Here is a 15,410-nt window from a genome sequence, read left to right as displayed (position 1 = left end):
TGCTCCATTGTCGCTGGGATGAGCCACCACAGTAATCATCGCCATCGCCACGAGCGCAGCCGTTCCTGCCCGAATCCTGCCTGTTTCTGCTTTTTGCTTGCCGGGGCGCATCACCTTGAGTTCAGATGGCCCCTATGACAAACCCACTGAATGAACTTCGCGCCCTGGCTTCCCGGGCCGAAAACCGCCGCACGGAGACGGGCATCCCGCGCGTCGCCATGGTCCAGGGCGCCATCCCGGAGCACATGCTGGCCGCGGTTTATGACCCGATGATCAACCTGATCCTGCAGGGCAGTAAATCCATGACCGTCGGCGATCGCACGCTGCGCTATGACCCGGCGACCTACTTTGTCATGTCCATCGAGTTGCCGGCGGTGGGCACCGTGCACCCGGCCGTCACGGGCGAACCCTACCTGGCAGTCAGCCTTACGTTGGACCCGACGGTGCTTTCAACGTTGCTGGCAGACGTGCCAATGCCGGCCAGACGCTACGAACACGACGCCGGATTTTCCGTAGCCGCTGTCACGCCGGAATTGATGGACGCCTGGCTGCGCATGCTGCGATTGATGGACCATCCTGAATCCATTGCGGCGCTGGCGCCCGCCTACGAGCGGGAAATCCTCTACCGCGTGTTGCAAGGCCCGCATGGCTGGATGCTGCGTGAAATTGCGGCGCCGGATACCGCTATGGCACGGGTCAGCCTGGCGATTCAGTGGATCCGCCGCGACTTCGCCGAACCGATCCGGGTTGAAGCCCTCGCCCAGAAAGCGGCAATGAGCGTGTCCGCGTTCCACCGACACTTCAAAGCCGTCACCACGTTGAGCCCGTTGCAATATCAGAAACGGGTTCGACTGCTGCAGGCCCGATCGCTGATGGTGTCCAGCGCCAAGAGCGTGACCAGCGCGGCGTTCGAGGTTGGCTATGAAAGCGCGACCCAGTTCAGCCGTGACTACGCGCGGATCTTTGGCCTGCCGCCAGCACGGGACGCCGCGAGGATCGTCGGCGAAACCAAAGGGCGGATTGATTCATCGGCCTTCAACTAAGCGAACTGGATACTGCGGCGTAAAAACCTGCACGCAAAAAAAGCCCCGCGACCCAATGGGGTGCGGGGCAAAAAATTGGTTGGTTGCGGCCAACCAAAGGAGCATCGGTAAAAACGTTGATCGGTTACAGGCATTCCTGCGCGGCGCGCTCGAAACTCGATGGCATGAAGCTCGACGCCAGCAATTGGCGCTCATACACAAACACCTTGCCGCCGCTCGATGTCTTGTAGGCTTCCAGCACATTGTTCGCCGTGACTTTGCTCGGCACCACGATCCGGTAGCTGCGCTGGGTTTGCGAGACGGTCGGGGCCAGTGCACTGCCTTGAAGTTTGGGCACGACGCAATCAGCGTATTCGGCAGGCGTTTTTTTCGTCTGCAGGGTCAGCGTCGGGTCATTCGGCGCCGAGGCGCAACCGGCTAGCAGCAGGGTCATGACAGCCAGTTGGCTCAGTGTCTTCATCGCACATGTTCCTTGAGCAACGTTTTCGATGGAGGCGATTTTCGACGTTTACCCGGCAAAGCAGAACTTGTGATTCTTGATTGTCACTATTGCTTGAACCAATAGTTGCGCCGCGTGCAGACTGCCAGCCAGCCCGACTACAACTAAAAGGATTTCCCCGTGCGTACTTTTGACCTGATTCGCGATGCCGTCCTGCCCGAGTTCCGTGACCGGGTGGCTGAATACCTGGTCGAGTACGAAACCGTGCTCGGTGAAAACGCCGCCGATTCGGATCGAGTGCGCGCCACGGCTCATCAGTTGCGCGGTTATTTGCGCGGTTTGAACACTACGCGGGTGTTGGGAATGGCGGATTGGGAGGAGCTGGATCGGCGCGTGGTGGGGATGTGGCTGACGCAGCCGGATCAGCTATAAGCTTTGACAATGCAGAACAAAAAAGGGGACAGATCAGTCGATCTGTCCCCTTTTCTATAAGGAATATGGCAGGGGCGGCTGGATTTGAACCAACGCATGGCAGGATCAAAACCTGCTGCCTTACCGCTTGGCGACGCCCCTGCAAGAGCGGGCGGAAATTTATCAACTTTCGCCGCGTATGAAAAGCCCCCTTACGCATATTTTTTGTTTTAAAACAGCCACTTGTCCCTAGACGAACGGTTGATGGCTAGTTACGCAGTGAATTCCACCACCTCCGGCAGACACGGCATCGATGTTGAGCTGCACTACTTCGCGGTCCGGGTAGAGCCCCGACAACAGCTCAAAAGCCTTGGCATCCGCCGCTTTGTCACCAAACTCGGGCGCAATGATCGCCCCGTTGATCACAAAGTAATTGATGTAGCCGGCCGCAAAGTCCGGGTTGTTGCGGTTGAATTTGCTCTGGCGCGGTTTGAGCGGTGGCGACACGGTGTGCACCTGGAGCTTGCGGCCATCGGCGTCCGTGGCGTTTTGCAGAATTTGCAGATGCACTCGGGTGACCTTGTAATCGTATGACGCGGGATCGTTGTCGAGGTTGGCGATCACCACGCCTGGCTTGATGAAGCGCGCATAGAAATCGACGTGGGCGTCGGTGATGTCCTTGCCCTTGATCCCCGGCAGCCAGATGATTTTGCGCAAACCCAGGCGCGTCTTCAGTTCTTGCTCGACCTCGGCCTTGCTCCAGTCGCGATTGCGGTTGCTGTTGATCCAGCTGCTTTCGGTCATGATCCCGGTGCCGTGACCGTCCACTTCGATCGCACCGCCCTCGCCCACCAGTTCGCTGCGCAGATACTCCGCCTCGGCGTTGCGCGCGACCAAAGCCGCCAACTTCGCATCCTTGCGATGCTGTTGTTTGTTGCCCCAACCGTTGAAGTTGAAGTCCACGGCGCCCAGTTCGCCTTGCCCATCGACCACAAAATTGGCGCCGATGTCGCGCATCCAGATGTCATCGAGTTCGGTGATGACGTAGGTGATGTTGGTGGTGCCGCAGTGTTCCTCGGCCAGATCCCGTTCACGCTGACGACAGAACACGGTCACCGGTTCATAACGAGCGATGGTGCGCGCGATCAGGCCGATGGCGGCTTGCACGTCGGCAGTGAAATCCTCCCAGATCGCGTCCTGGGCGCCAAACGCGATGAAAGCCCGCTTATGTTTATCGCCCTCGTCCGGCATGTGCCAAACACCCGAGGTGGCCGCGTGCAAGAGCGACGGCGTCAGCCCCATGGACACGACAGCGCCGAGGCTGGCAACCACCGAAACCTGTTTGATGAACTCACGACGCGTCGACATGTATTGCTCCCTTTGTGAAGTCATTTTGCGGTGGCCGTTTTGAACTTGGTCCAGGTGCGCATCCGCGCGCGCATATCGGATTGGGGAATGTCCTTGCCGGTAATCAGCCGCGCATAGGTGGCTTCGTCGAGGTAAATATCCGGGTTGTTGCGCATCGCGGCATCGACGCTCGGGCGCGCCTTGGCATTGGAAGTCGGGTAACCGGTGAAGTTACTGATGGCGGCCATGTTCTCCGGGCGCATGACGAAGTTGATGAACGCATAGGCGTACTCCGGATGTTTGGCATCCACCGGAATCGCCATGGTGTCCATCCAAACCGTGGTGCCTTCACGAGGAATGCGGTACTGGAACGAAGTGGTCTTGCCAGCGCTGTCGGACGTGCGTTGTGCCTGGGTCATGTCGCCGCTGTAGCCGAGGGACAGGCACAGGTTGCCGTTTACCAGATCGGTCACCGGTTGCGACTGGAACTTGCGAATGTACGGGCGCACTTTCATCAGCAGCTCACTCGCTGCGGCCAGGTCTTGCGGCTTGGCGCTGCGAGGATCGCGACCGAGGTAATTGAGTACCACTGCCAACACTTCGTCGGGCGAGTCGATCATCGAGATGCCGCAGTCGGCAAATTTGGCCGCCAGTTCCGGTTTGAACAGCATGTCGAGGCTGTTGACCGGCGCATCCGCCAGACGCTGTTTGATCTGCTCGGCGTTGTAGGTCAGGCCGATGGTGCCCCAGGTGTAGGGCACGGTGGCTTTGCCTGAGTACTCGTAATGGGTGCGCAGTTTCTGCAAGCCGGGTTCGATGTCGCCCACAGCGGTGAGCTTGGATTGATCCAGCGGCAGCAAACTGCCGGCACGCATCAGGCGCTCGGACACCGTATCTCCGGGGAAGATCAGGTCATAACCGCTGCCACCGGCGAGCATTTTCGCTTCCAGGGTTTCGCTGCCATCCATGACGTCGTAGATCACCTTGATCCCGGTATCGGTGGTGAATTTGCTCAGCGTGTCCTCGGCAAAATAATCGGCCCAGTTGTACAACCGCAGGGTTTTCTCTTCGGCATGCAGCGACGGCGTGGCACACGCCAGCGTCAGGGCCGCGAGCAACAGTTGGTTGGCAATGCGCATGATCAAACCCCTTGAGTGGCCCAGCGTGAATGAAGGTGACGACCGTCCTGGCTCAACAGCGCGCCGTACATGTCCGGACGACGATCGCGATAGATGCCCCAGCTCAGGCGTTCTTCGCGCATCAGCGACAAATCCAGGCTGTGCACCAGTACGCCGGTGCTGTCACGGTCGGCCTCGGCGAGCAACTTGCCCTTGTGGTTGCAGATAAACGACGAGCCATAGAAGCTCATCTGCAAGGCCGGATCGGTAGTCGCCGCTTCTCGGCCGACGCGATTCGACGCCACCACCGGCAGCAGATTGGCCGCCGCATGCCCGCGCATGGTCATCTGCCAGTGATCGCGGGAATCCAGCGCAGCACAGCCCGGCTCGGAGCCGATGGCCGTGGGAAACAGCAAGACTTCGGCGCCCATCAACGCCAGGCAACGTGCGGTTTCGGGGAACCACTGATCCCAGCAGATACCCACGCCGATGCGCCCGAACGCGGTGTCCCAGACGCGGAAACCGGTATCGCCGGGGCTGAAATATTCCTTCTCCTGATAACCGATGGCGTTGGGGATGTGGGTCTTGCGATACACCCCCAACAAGCGCCCATCGGCATCGGCCACGCTCAGGGAATTGAAGTAGGCATTGCCGGCCTTCTCGAACCAACTCAGCGGCAGCACAACGCCCAATTCCTTGGCCAACGCGGAAAACCGCTTGAGTACGTGGCTGTCCCGATATTCTTCGGCCAGCGCCAGGTGTTTATGGCTTTGCTCGATGCAGAAATACGGCGTGGCAAACAGCTCCTGCAACAGGATGACCTGGGCGCCTTTCGCTGCGGCCTCACGCACCAATTGCTCGGCATGATCGAGGTTGTGTTGCAGGTCCCAGGTGCACGGCATCTGGGTAGTCGCAATCGTCAACAGGGTCATGATCTCAACCCTCCACCGGCCAGGCAGGCTGCTGCTGGGTGATGCAATGCACCCCGCCGCCGCCATGGGCGAGATTATTGATCCGCACCGGCACCACTTCGCGGCCAGGGAACGCTTGAGCCAACACTTCGGCCGCCGCGTGGTCGGCGTCGATACCGTAAGCCGGCATGATGATCGCGCCGTTGGCGATGTAGAAGTTGGTGTAGGACGCACAGAACACTTCGGCTTCGGTGTCCACGGCATCGGTGGCTTCGTACAACTCGATCAGCTCGAATTTGCGCCCCTGGGCATCGGTGGCCAGCTCGAGTGCACGGCGGTTTTCGCGAGCGACTTCGGCGTACACCGACTGCTTGTCGTGGGTCGCGTCCACCAGCAACACACCGGGACGGGCGAAGGCGCAGACGCCATCGACGTGGCCGTCAGTCATGTCGCCGGTCACGTAATCCGGATCGCCTGGCAGCCAGATGGTTTTCTTCACGCCCAGCAAGCGGGTGAAGATTTCTTCCATCTCGGCTTTGCTGGTGTCCGGGTTGCGATTGGCGTTGAGCAACACCGATTCGGTGGTGATCAGCGTGCCTTCGCCGTCGACATGAATCGCCCCGCCTTCGTTGCTCAACGGTGTGCCGAAGCACGGCACGCCGAGGTGATTGAGTGCACGGCGCGCCAGACCTTCATCCAGGTCGTGGGCCGACTTGCCGCCCCAAGCATTGAAACGCCAACTCACCCCGGCCAGGCCTTGTTGCGGATGGCAGACGAAGCTCGGGCCGGAGTCGCGGCACCAACTGTCGTTCACCGCCAACGGGATCAATTCGATGTTGGGACCGCACAGCGCTTTGGCACTGGCGATAGCCGAAGGATCGACGACCATTTTCACCGGTTCGAAACGGGCAATCGCATTGGCCACGCGAGCGAAATCTTCTTGCACTGCCGGCAAGGTCACGCGCCAACCCGCTTCCCACAGCGCCTGGTTATGCGGCCAGACCATCCAGGTCGCGGCGTGCTTGACCCACTCTGCCGGCATCATCCAGCCATTGCTTTGATTTTTTTCTTGCTGCATGACAAACACCTTTTAGTTAAGTCATTGTGTTCAATGAAAACTGCCTCGATGGGCTTGGCATGCATGCTACGGCTGTAAAATCGGGCGAACAAACGATGGATTTAGTGGAAAACTGATTAGAGGAACTTATCGATATGCTCAAGCACTGGCCCCCGCTCAGCACCCTTCGCGGCTTTGAAGCCGCCGCGCGACTGGGCAGTTTTCACAAGGCCGCCACCGAGCTGAACCTGACCCAATCGGCGATCAGTCAGCAGATTCGCAGCCTTGAGGCCTACCTCGAACAACCGCTGTTTTTCCGCAGTGGGCGCAGCGTCAGCCTGACCGATGCCGGCCAGGATTTGCTCAGCACCACCCAGGCGCTGCTGCAACAATTGGCCGTCGGCATTCGCCGCCTCGGGCAATACCAGAAACCCAATCAACTGGTGCTCAACACCACGCCGGCGTTCGCCCGTCACTGGTTGCTGCCGCGCCTGGGGGATTTTCGTCGCCAGCATCCGGAGGTCGATCTGTGGATCTACAGCACCGACGAAGTCCCGGACATGACCACCCAGACCATCGACATCGCGCTGCGTGACGACATCAGCTCCCAAGCCGAATGCAGCTTCAAAGTGCTGCACACCGATCGCCTCTATCCAGCCTGCCATCCGAGCGTGTTGGCGTTGCCGCAGGAGCAGCGCACCACCCTGCACGGCGAGCGTGAAATGGATTGGAGTCATTGGGCGGTGGAGGCTGGCGTCGATGTCGGCCAGCAGGATCAGGGGCTGAATTTTTCTGATCCGGGCCTGCTGCTCGATGCGGCGTGTGCGGGGCTGGGTATCGCGCTGGTCAGCGAACTCTTGAGTTGTCAGGCGCGCACTAATGGGTTGTTGCAACCTTTGGTGGAGCAAACCATTCGCGGCCCGAACTGGGCGCTGCTGACTCATCGCGACAGTGAAAGCAATGCGCGAAGTTTCAATGAGTGGCTGCTGAATCAGTTGGAAGCGGCATAACGATTCAATTCATGCGGAATCCGGCAACAGTGTTTGTCCTGTGCCCCGCTGTTTGGGGCAAAGCCAAACACCTAGCATCGTCTCTACCCGGTGAGCAAACAGCTTCCCGAGGTAAACAACCAATCCTTGGACGAGACGGTGAACATCATGAAACTTTCAAGTGCAGCAATTTTTCTGGCCCTTATCGGTATCGGTGCACCTGCCTTTGCAGACGACGCGACCAGCACCACACCGGTCGAGAGTTACAGCTACGGCATGAAACTCGACATTCAAAAAGTCATTTCGATTTCGGATACCGCCGATACATGTGGCCCGGTGCCGACCCAGATGACTTATGAAGACTCGAAAGGTCAACGGCACATCCTGCAGTATTCCGTGATGGGCACTGGCTGTTCGAACGGTTGAGCCCGGTGCAGAAGATGGAGGGTCGACACTCCATACCTGCGGCGCCAGCTACTATTACTTGTTTGATGACCCGACGACTTTTGCATCTGCGGCCAACATGCCCGGAATGTAGTCTTTAAGAAACTCCACCCATGTCCTTATCTTCGCGTCCACGAACTTGCGCGACGGGTAGATCGCAAACAGATTCAACTCTTCCAGATGGTAGTCCGGCAGCACGCGCACCAACTTGCCGGCCCGCAAGCCATCGACCGCCGAGGCAATCGGCTGAATCCCGATTCCCATCCCGCTGAGTATGGCAACCGTCATGGCGTCCGCCGTGTTGACGTGAATGGGCGACTCGGGAATCGTCACCGTTACCCCGCCGTCCGGCCCCTCGAATGCCCAGTTTTCAACCGGCATTACCGTGTTCACAATCCGCAGACAATCATGTGCAGCCAACGCATCCGGCAACTCGGGGGTTCCGCGCTTCTTCAGGTACGCGGGCGACGCGCACAGGATGCTGAACGTGATGCCGAGCCGCTGGGCGACGAAGCCGGAGTCGGGCAGATCCCGCGCCAGCACAATCGACATGTCATAGCCCTCCTCCAGCAAATCCGGCAGGCGATTGGTCAGGGTCAGATCGAACATGACCGAGGGATGCGTCTCCCGGTATTTGGCGATGGCGTCGATCACGTAATGATTGCCGATGGCGGCCATCGCATGAATCTTCAGCCGGCCTACCGGCATGACCTGGGCGGTGCCCGCCTCTTCGTCGGCCTCACGCACCTCATCCACAATTTTCTCGCAGCGCTGTAGATAACGATGACCGGCTTCGGTCAGGGCCAGGCGTCGGGTGGTGCGGTTGATCAGGCGCGTTTGCAGCCGGGCTTCCAGGCTGGATACCGCTTTGGATACGTTGGTCGTGGTGGTGTCCAGCAGGTCGGCCGCCGCCGTGAAGCTGCCGCTTTGTGCGACGGCGATAAAGACCCGCATGGTTTGGAAAACGTCCATCAATGGCACCTCAATGGCCTGGAATAAAAATCAAGGCGGACACAATACCTGTGGCGAGGGGGCTTGCCCCCGCTGGGCTGCGCAGCGGCCCCAAAACTTGCAACCGAGGTGTGTCACGGACACCGAGTGCAGTGGATTACGACTGCTTCGCAGCCGAACGGGGGCAAGCCCCCTCGCCACAGGCAAGCTCGCTCCCACAGGTTCGGTGTCAGTCCAAGTGACCGGGTTTACTCGGGTTTCTTCCGCGGAATAAACCCGGGTACTCCAGTCTCCACCACCGAGTTGAAGCGCACTCGGGTGGTAATCTCTTCCTTGATCTCACGCATGGCCCTTTGCGGCAAGGTCTCGATATTGATGTTTTCCTGGATATGGCTCGGTGTCGCCGACGTGGTCAGGAACGCCACGCCACGCTGCACCGCCCAGGCCAGTGCCACTTGCGCCGGGGTCTTTTGCAGGCGTTTGGCGATGCCGGTGATCACCGTATCTTCCAGGACGTTCGGCTCCATGCCGTGGCCCAGTGGCGCAAACGCCAGGACGATGATGCCGTGTTGCTGACAAAACTCCAGCAGTTCCCATTCCGGCAGATAAGGATGGGATTCCACCTGCACCACCGCAGGCTTGATCCGGGCGGCTGCCACGATCTCTTTCAACGCCTCCAGCGTAATATCCGACAAGCCGATGGACCTGCATTGCCCTTCATCCACCAGACGTTCAAGCTCACGCCAGGTCTCAAGCAACGTCACGCCCGAATCGTAGATCACATGCCCGAACGCATCCCGCGGATCCTGGTTATCACCGGGCTGAAAAGCAAACGGCGTATGGATCAGGTAGCAATCAATGTAGTCAACTTGTAGACGCCGGCAACTGGCCTCGAATGCAGGTTCGACCCGCTCGGGACGGTGGTTGGTGTTCCACAGTTTCGTGGTGATGAACAAATCCTCGCGGCGAATCGTACCTGCCTCCAGCGCGTCCTTTATTGCAACGCCAACCTGGTCTTCATTGCGATACCGTTCCGCACAATCGAAATGGCGAAACCCGGCGTCCAGCGCATGCTTGACCGCTTGCGTGGTGACGCTCAGATCGCGAAACAGCGTGCCGAACCCTACGGCCGGCATTTCAACCGACCCGTGATTAAGCGCGAACCGGGTATCGCGAAGTCCATCGTGAAAAGCTTCGTATGACATGTCGTTACTCCACAACTTGGGGCCGCAGCCGTTATTGATACGTATGTTTCGGTGCTTCGCGAGACGCGACTTTCTGCTCGAACACGCCGATGGAGTTGCCGCCGAGTGCCACGTACAACCGCACCGTGTCGAGGTACTGCGTCGTCTTAACGCGGATTTGCCCCAACAGCGCTTGCTCATAGGCACGCTCTGCTTCCAGCACTTGCAGGATGCTGTTCTCACCTTGGGCGTAGGCTTGCTGGTTCAAGCGAAAACTCGTGTCGGCGGCACGCAACGCGTCTTCCTGGGCGAGGTTTTGCTCGGCGTCATGGTTGATCGCTTGCAGGGTGTCCGCGACCTGGCCAAACGACTGGATAACGGTTTGCTGGTAACCGGCGAGAGTTGCCTGGTAGCCATCGACGGCGGCCTGACGTTCAGCCTTGAGCGTTCCGCCATTGAAAATCGGTGCCGTCAGCCCCGCCGCAAAACCCCACAGCGCCGCGCCGCCATTGCCAGACGCGGCTTGCGCCAGTGAGGCCGAAAGCTCGACATGCGGATAGAGGTTGGCGGTGGCGACACCTACCGCCGCGCTGGCCATGTGCAGTTCGGCCTCGGCTTGCAGGACATCCGGCCGGTTGCGGGCCATCTCCGAAGGCAGACTGACCGGCACGTTCGACGGCAAGGCAAACTCGGCCAGTTCGAACTCAGGCGCGATCCAGTCAGCCGGGCCTTTGCCCGTCAGGATCGACAGCGCATGGCGAGCCGAATCGCGCTGCTGTGCGAGGGGCGGCAACAACGTGCGATCCTGGGCCAGACGGGTCTCGGCCAGCGACACGTCGATCTGCGTCGTCGCGCCATTGGCATGCGCCGCGCGGACCAGTTCGAGGTTTTTGGCGTCATTGGCCAGCAACTTTTCAACGGCCTTCATCTGCGCGTTGGCGGACGCCAGCAACAACGCCTGACTGGTGACATCGCCGGTCAAGGTCAGGTACGCCGCTTCGTAGCGATGCTTTTGCAACTGGGTAAACGCTTGCTGTTGTTCGACCAGACGCTTGTTGCCGCCGAACGCATCCAGGTCAAAGCCAACTCGCGGCCCGATTGCGTAGAAGTTCGAAACGCTTGGCTCAGGTCCGTTATGGGTGCGTTGACGACCCGTCTGAGCGCCGAAATCCACTTGCGGATAAAGCGCCCCTTCCGCCGCCGCGACCGAGGACGCTGCTTGCCGAATCGTTGCATCCGCCGCGACGAGATCAAGGTTGCCATCGATGGCGCGGCGCACCAGCGTGTCGAGCTTTGACGAGCGAAAAGCAGTCCACCAATCACCGTTGATGTTCTTGCCGTAGCTGATGTTTTGAGCGAGTTGCTGTTCGGCCTGCTGGTCATAGTGTTGCGACTCGCTGGCCGCAGGCGTTTGAAAGTCCGGGCCGACGGTGCAGGCGGACAGGAACACCATGAACGACATCGCACCGACCACTCTCGGGAGCTGATGTCTGTTGATGAAAAGCGCAGGGGATTTCATTGGGCACACTCCACGACAAATTAGTTGGTCGGAACGGGTTTACGAAGGAAGACAACCAGTGGGCTCACCACCAGCATCGCCACCATCAAAATCTTGAATTGGTCGACCACCGCGATAAAAGCCGCCTGCCCGGTGATCATTTCATTGAGTCCCGCCAGCGCTTGCAGGGACGGCATCTCGGCGCGATACGGCGTGATGTTGCTGACCAGCGCCAGGTGCATCGCCTGGGTGTTGTTGAAGAAAAACAGCTGCACAATCGCCACGCCCAACGTGCTGCCGTAGACCCGTGACAGGTTGAACAGCCCCGTGCCTTCCGGGCGCAGCGCCGGGTCGAGGGTGCTGAACGCAACCTTGGTCAGCGCCGGCATCAAGATGCCGATACCGATCCCCTGAACAGCGCCGGCAACCGCCACTGGCGTCCAGTCCATCAACGGCGAATAGCCGAGCATCATCCAGTTGGCATAAATCACCAGGGCCACACCCGCCGCGACTAACAGCCGACGGTCGAAACGCTCGGGAACCCGGCCCATCAGCAGAAACGCGCCAACCAGGCCGATGCCGCGCGGGATCGTCAGCGAACCGGTGGTGTCAGGCGGGTAGCCGAGAATCTCGTCGAGCATTGGCGAGGTCAGGGCCATGGTCGACAACAGCACGAAACCGACGGCGAAAAAGATCACGGTCGACAGCACGAAGTTGCGGTCGTCGAACAAACGCTTGTTGAGGAAATGCACCTTGGCGGTGAACACATGCACAAGGAACAAGTAGAAACCCAGCGCAGCTCCCAGCGCCTCCAGCCAGATTTCGGTCGAGGCAAACCAGTCCAGGCGCTCACCGCGATCGAGCAACATCTGCAGGCTGATCAACCCCAGCGTGAAGGTGCCGAAGCCGAAAAAGTCGAACGTCGGGCGCTTCTCGGCCTTCTTCTCGGTGAGCAACAACGCCATCGCCAGGAAGACAAACGCCGACACCGGCAGGCTGATGTAGAAGATCGGGCGCCAGCCGAAATGCTCGCCGATCCAGCCACCGATGCTCGGGCCGCTGACGATGCCAATGAGCACGATGGCCGTCCACGTTGCGCCAAATTTGGCGCGCTTGGGCAGTGGCAACGTCTCCATGGCAATCGCCATCGACAGCGGCGCCAGCACGCCACTTGCCAGTCCTTGAACAATCCGTGCGCCGATGAATTCCAGCGAGGTTGTCGCCTGCGTCACCAGCAGCAAGCCAAGGACGAAGCACGCCAGCGCGATCTGGTAAACCCGCTTCAAGCCATAACGCCCGGCGAGCCACTGCGCAATCGGCAAAGTGATCGCGCTCGCCGCGAGGTACGAAGTGAAGATCCAGCCTGCCTGATCATCGGTCATCGACAGGCTGCCCTGAATCAAGCGCAGTACAGCATTGGGTAATGGCAGGTTCGCCGACTGCATGTAGGTTGCGAGCAGTGCGGCGAACCTTAATGCCCCCGCACCTTGAGGCCCGGCAAGATGGGTGTTCATCAGAAGGCTCCTGCGGTCAGCAGCGTTTTGAACGGACGCCACCATGGCGAGCGAAAACCGGTATCGACCTTGACCGTGGCGCTGGTGCCCGAGAACAACGGCAGCGCCGGATTGGCCTCATCAAGTTCAAGACGAACCGGCACCCGCTGGACTACCTTGACCCAGTTGCCAGTGGCGTTTTCCGGCGGCAACAGGGCGAAATCCGCGCCAGCACCCGGGCTCATGCTGGTGACGTGAGCCTTGAAAACGTGATCAGGGTAGGTGTCGATGCTGATCGTGGCTTCCTGGCCTGGGCGCATATGAGTGACGTCGGTTTCACGGAAGTTGGCCTCGATCCAGACCTCACGATCAGACAGCAGCGCAAAGGCTGGCGCGCCGTTGTTGACGTAGTTGCCCACCTGCAAATCGTCGACCTTGGCGACGATGCCATCGTCCGGCGCATACACCGTCGCGTACGACAGGTAGAGCTGCGCCTCGTCGAGCTGGGCCTTGGCCTCATGCACCGTCGGGTGGTTGTCGGCGTCGATGTCGGGGTCGCCGTTCAAGGCAACCATGGTGCTGGCGATCTGTTGTTCGATCGACGCGATCCGCTGACGGGAAACCTTGAGGTCGGTGTCTGCGCGCTCATAAATAGCCCTGGAGACGAACTCGGTCGCCACCAGCGCTTTCTTGCGGGCAAATTCCTTTTGGTCGAAACCGGCCGACTCTTTGGCCGATTGCAATTCGGCCTGTTGCTGGCGGTAGCTGGCCTTGAGGCCATCGATGCGCAGCCGCGCGACGCTCAATTGTGCTTGCGCTCGATCAACCGCGATCTGCAACGGTTTCGGGTCGATGCGAAACAGCACCTGGCCCTTGTGAACCGGCTGGTTGTCCTCGACTGCGATTTCCACGACTTGCCCGGAAATGCGCGCGTTGATCGAGGCCTTGGCCACCCGGGCGTAGGCATTATCAGTGGTGACGAAGGGTTCGCCGGCCACGTAGTGCGCATACCCGACGGCTGCGAAAAGCACTGGAAAACCAATCATCAGAAACGGCCGCAGTTTCTCTCTGAGGTGCTTTTTGATGGGCAGGTCCGGGCCAGGATGCTCTATGGCCTGTGTTGCTGAGATGTCGAACTGTTTAGTCATGATCGAATGCACCTATAACCGGGGAATTGGGGATAGCACCCTTAAGAAACAGCCATTCCGTGTGCGGTCTGGAGGATCGCTCCACCGCACTTGTTTCGTCGCCGCAACACCCAGTTCGAGCTCCGCTACAACAAACCTGAAGCCAAGGAATTTTTGGTTCCTTAATTTTGTGCGATGATGTAAGAATATAGACGCACCCACCTTCCATCAAGAGTTTTATACGACATGGCACAAAAAAAGATCAGCGAAGGAAAAGGACGTGGTCGCCCTCGCGCGTATGACCCGCAAACAGCCTTGCAGCAAGCGCTTGGTGTGTTCTGGAACACCGGCTATTCCGGCGCCTCGCTGGACAGCATCGCCACCGCCGCCGGCATGAATCGCCCCAGCCTGTATGCCGCGTTCGGTGACAAGCACGCGCTGTACATCAAGGCGCTTGAGCAATATTGGGAGTTCGCCGCAGCGGCCATGCACGAGGCGCTGACGGATAACACGCTGACCTTGAGCGAGGCGCTGATGCGTTTTTACGAAGGGCAGTTGTCGATCTACTTCTCGGGCGAAGGCCAACCGCGTGGCTGCTTTGCGATTGGTACGGCGACCACCGAAGCCGTGGAGGATCAGGAAATTCGCGACGTGCTTTCCGATCGACTGAGCCGGCTGGATGCCGATCTCGAAGTCCGTCTGCAAACCGCCGTCAGCGCGGGCGAATTGAAAGAAGGCGCTGACCCGGCGGCCCTCGCCGTTCTCGCGTCCTCCTTGCTGCACAGCATTTCTATACGCGCACGAGCAGGCAAATCCCGGGATGAACTGACGGAACTGGCGCGCAACGCGGTCAGCGTCATCTGCGGATGAGGGGCTTTTAAGGTGGGGCTCGAAGACATTCTGGCCGAGCAGTTGGCGGTGGTGTTCTGCGGGATCAACCCGGGAATGCTGGCTGCAGCGCAGGGGCATCATTTTGCCGGCCGGGGCAATCGTTTCTGGCGCACGTTGCACCTCGCTGGCTTCACGCCGCAGGAAGTGCGTCCGGAACACGACCGGACGATCTTGCAATACCAGTGTGGATTAACCGCCGTGGTTGACCGGCCCACGGCGCGGGCGGATCAACTGTCGCAACATGAATTCGCCGCAGCGGCTGCGGCCTTCGAACAAAAGATCACTCGTTATGCGCCGCGCTTCGTCGCGTTTCTCGGCAAAGCGGCGTACTGCGCGCTATCCGGCCAACGAACGATTGCGTGGGGGCTTCAGCCAAGGACATTTGCAGGTGCAGCGGTGTGGATCCTGCCCAATCCCAGCGGACGAAACCTGGCATTTACGCAAGATCAACTGGTGGACGCGTACCACCAGCTCTATTTAGCCGCGATAAATGGAGCCTGACTCCGG

Annotated in this window: 16 protein-coding genes and 1 tRNA gene; 6 read left to right on the top strand and 11 right to left on the bottom strand. The window is 59.7% G+C overall.

Annotation, left to right across the window (positions count from 1 at the left end):
• The first annotated feature begins 134 nt into the window (after positions 1–134).
• Positions 135–1,043, top strand: a complete 909-nt coding sequence (locus ACIOYV_RS14955) for an AraC family transcriptional regulator N-terminal domain-containing protein (RefSeq protein WP_401324637.1) — start codon at positions 135–137, stop codon at positions 1,041–1,043.
• 124 nt (positions 1,044–1,167) lie between these two features.
• Here ACIOYV_RS14955 and ACIOYV_RS14950 read toward each other — a convergent pair whose 3' ends face one another.
• Positions 1,168–1,503, bottom strand: a complete 336-nt coding sequence (locus tag ACIOYV_RS14950) for a hypothetical protein (protein ID WP_401324635.1) — start codon at positions 1,501–1,503, stop codon at positions 1,168–1,170.
• 159 nt (positions 1,504–1,662) lie between these two features.
• Here ACIOYV_RS14950 and ACIOYV_RS14945 point away from each other — a divergent pair, with 159 nt between their 5' ends.
• Positions 1,663–1,914 carry a hypothetical protein gene (locus ACIOYV_RS14945; protein ID WP_401324633.1) on the top strand — a complete coding sequence of 84 codons (252 nt, stop codon included), beginning with the start codon at positions 1,663–1,665 and terminating at the stop codon, positions 1,912–1,914.
• A gap of 66 nt (positions 1,915–1,980) precedes the next feature.
• Here ACIOYV_RS14945 and ACIOYV_RS14940 read toward each other — a convergent pair.
• From ACIOYV_RS14940 to ACIOYV_RS14920, 5 genes are all read right to left on the bottom strand, one after another.
• A tRNA-Gln gene (locus tag ACIOYV_RS14940) sits at positions 1,981–2,055 on the bottom strand.
• A gap of 87 nt (positions 2,056–2,142) precedes the next feature.
• On the bottom strand, positions 2,143–3,261 hold the full coding sequence (locus ACIOYV_RS14935; RefSeq protein WP_401324631.1) for an agmatine/peptidylarginine deiminase: 1,119 nt from the start codon (positions 3,259–3,261) through the stop codon (positions 2,143–2,145).
• 20 nt (positions 3,262–3,281) lie between these two features.
• Positions 3,282–4,379, bottom strand: coding sequence for an extracellular solute-binding protein (locus tag ACIOYV_RS14930; RefSeq protein WP_401324629.1), 1,098 nt, complete (start codon positions 4,377–4,379; stop codon positions 3,282–3,284).
• A gap of 2 nt (positions 4,380–4,381) precedes the next feature.
• A complete protein-coding gene (gene aguB / locus ACIOYV_RS14925) occupies positions 4,382–5,290 on the bottom strand; it encodes an N-carbamoylputrescine amidase (RefSeq protein WP_401324627.1) in 909 nt (302 codons plus the stop codon).
• Between the two features lie 4 nt (positions 5,291–5,294).
• On the bottom strand, positions 5,295–6,347 hold the full coding sequence (locus tag ACIOYV_RS14920) for an agmatine/peptidylarginine deiminase (RefSeq protein WP_401324625.1): 1,053 nt from the start codon (positions 6,345–6,347) through the stop codon (positions 5,295–5,297).
• Positions 6,348–6,481: 134 nt separating this feature from the next.
• Here ACIOYV_RS14920 and ACIOYV_RS14915 point away from each other — a divergent pair, with 134 nt between their 5' ends.
• Positions 6,482–7,336: a LysR family transcriptional regulator gene (locus ACIOYV_RS14915; protein WP_401324624.1), complete on the top strand. Its 855-nt coding sequence runs from the start codon at positions 6,482–6,484 to the stop codon at positions 7,334–7,336.
• 147 nt (positions 7,337–7,483) lie between these two features.
• Entirely contained in the window at positions 7,484–7,741 is a 258-nt protein-coding gene (locus ACIOYV_RS14910; protein WP_054615344.1) for a DUF2790 domain-containing protein, read from the top strand.
• Positions 7,742–7,795: 54 nt separating this feature from the next.
• Here the strand turns inward: ACIOYV_RS14910 and ACIOYV_RS14905 are convergent, their stop codons facing one another.
• The 5 genes from ACIOYV_RS14905 to ACIOYV_RS14885 all read right to left on the bottom strand — a co-directional run bounded on the left by ACIOYV_RS14905 (position 7,796) and on the right by ACIOYV_RS14885 (position 14,033).
• The gene (locus tag ACIOYV_RS14905) at positions 7,796–8,731 is read right to left on the bottom strand and encodes a LysR family transcriptional regulator (RefSeq protein ID WP_290027011.1); all 936 of its coding nucleotides are present in this window, start codon (positions 8,729–8,731) and stop codon (positions 7,796–7,798) included.
• A gap of 227 nt (positions 8,732–8,958) precedes the next feature.
• Positions 8,959–9,915 (bottom strand): aldo/keto reductase, encoded by a 957-nt coding sequence (locus tag ACIOYV_RS14900; RefSeq protein WP_401324621.1) that lies wholly within the window; start codon positions 9,913–9,915, stop codon positions 8,959–8,961.
• Positions 9,916–9,946: 31 nt separating this feature from the next.
• The gene (locus tag ACIOYV_RS14895; RefSeq protein WP_401324619.1) at positions 9,947–11,413 is read right to left on the bottom strand and encodes an efflux transporter outer membrane subunit; all 1,467 of its coding nucleotides are present in this window, start codon (positions 11,411–11,413) and stop codon (positions 9,947–9,949) included.
• A gap of 20 nt (positions 11,414–11,433) precedes the next feature.
• Complete coding sequence (locus ACIOYV_RS14890) at positions 11,434–12,906, bottom strand: DHA2 family efflux MFS transporter permease subunit (protein ID WP_401324618.1); 1,473 nt, start codon at positions 12,904–12,906, stop codon at positions 11,434–11,436.
• Positions 12,906–14,033, bottom strand: a complete 1,128-nt coding sequence (locus ACIOYV_RS14885) for an HlyD family secretion protein (RefSeq protein ID WP_401324616.1) — start codon at positions 14,031–14,033, stop codon at positions 12,906–12,908. Before ACIOYV_RS14885 ends, ACIOYV_RS14890 begins: the two co-directional genes overlap by 1 nt.
• A gap of 225 nt (positions 14,034–14,258) precedes the next feature.
• On the opposite strand from ACIOYV_RS14885, the gene ACIOYV_RS14880 reads away from it, so the two are divergent.
• Both ACIOYV_RS14880 and mug read left to right on the top strand, forming a co-directional pair.
• Positions 14,259–14,882 carry a TetR/AcrR family transcriptional regulator gene (locus ACIOYV_RS14880; RefSeq protein ID WP_401324614.1) on the top strand — a complete coding sequence of 208 codons (624 nt, stop codon included), beginning with the start codon at positions 14,259–14,261 and terminating at the stop codon, positions 14,880–14,882.
• 12 nt (positions 14,883–14,894) lie between these two features.
• Complete coding sequence (gene mug / locus ACIOYV_RS14875; protein WP_401324612.1) at positions 14,895–15,404, top strand: G/U mismatch-specific DNA glycosylase; 510 nt, start codon at positions 14,895–14,897, stop codon at positions 15,402–15,404.
• Positions 15,405–15,410 lie beyond the last annotated feature (6 nt).

The organism is Pseudomonas sp. NPDC087342 (assembly GCF_044744265.1).
GTDB classification, from domain to species: Bacteria; Pseudomonadota; Gammaproteobacteria; order Pseudomonadales; family Pseudomonadaceae; genus Aquipseudomonas; species Aquipseudomonas nunensis.
Note: the sequence above shows the minus strand (reverse complement) of the source record. Positions and strands in the feature narration are given on the sequence as shown.

Excerpts from the sequence above, each read along its gene's own strand:
- ACIOYV_RS14950 (WP_401324635.1), bottom strand. The coding sequence starts at position 1,503 with ATGAAGACACTGAGCCAACTGGCTGTCATGACCCTGCTGCTAGCCGGT.
- ACIOYV_RS14920 (WP_401324625.1), bottom strand. The coding sequence starts at position 6,347 with ATGCAGCAAGAAAAAAATCAAAGCAATGGCTGGATGATGCCGGCAGAG.
- aguB (WP_401324627.1), bottom strand. The coding sequence starts at position 5,290 with ATGACCCTGTTGACGATTGCGACTACCCAGATGCCGTGCACCTGGGAC.
- ACIOYV_RS14890 (WP_401324618.1), bottom strand. The coding sequence starts at position 12,906 with ATGAACACCCATCTTGCCGGGCCTCAAGGTGCGGGGGCATTAAGGTTC.
- ACIOYV_RS14935 (WP_401324631.1), bottom strand. The coding sequence starts at position 3,261 with ATGTCGACGCGTCGTGAGTTCATCAAACAGGTTTCGGTGGTTGCCAGC.
- ACIOYV_RS14900 (WP_401324621.1), bottom strand. The coding sequence starts at position 9,915 with ATGTCATACGAAGCTTTTCACGATGGACTTCGCGATACCCGGTTCGCG.
- ACIOYV_RS14915 (WP_401324624.1), top strand. The coding sequence starts at position 6,482 with ATGCTCAAGCACTGGCCCCCGCTCAGCACCCTTCGCGGCTTTGAAGCC.
- ACIOYV_RS14885 (WP_401324616.1), bottom strand. The coding sequence starts at position 14,033 with ATGACTAAACAGTTCGACATCTCAGCAACACAGGCCATAGAGCATCCT.
- ACIOYV_RS14895 (WP_401324619.1), bottom strand. The coding sequence starts at position 11,413 with ATGAAATCCCCTGCGCTTTTCATCAACAGACATCAGCTCCCGAGAGTG.
- ACIOYV_RS14955 (WP_401324637.1), top strand. The coding sequence starts at position 135 with ATGACAAACCCACTGAATGAACTTCGCGCCCTGGCTTCCCGGGCCGAA.
- ACIOYV_RS14880 (WP_401324614.1), top strand. The coding sequence starts at position 14,259 with ATGGCACAAAAAAAGATCAGCGAAGGAAAAGGACGTGGTCGCCCTCGC.
- ACIOYV_RS14910 (WP_054615344.1), top strand. The coding sequence starts at position 7,484 with ATGAAACTTTCAAGTGCAGCAATTTTTCTGGCCCTTATCGGTATCGGT.
- ACIOYV_RS14930 (WP_401324629.1), bottom strand. The coding sequence starts at position 4,379 with ATGCGCATTGCCAACCAACTGTTGCTCGCGGCCCTGACGCTGGCGTGT.
- ACIOYV_RS14905 (WP_290027011.1), bottom strand. The coding sequence starts at position 8,731 with ATGGACGTTTTCCAAACCATGCGGGTCTTTATCGCCGTCGCACAAAGC.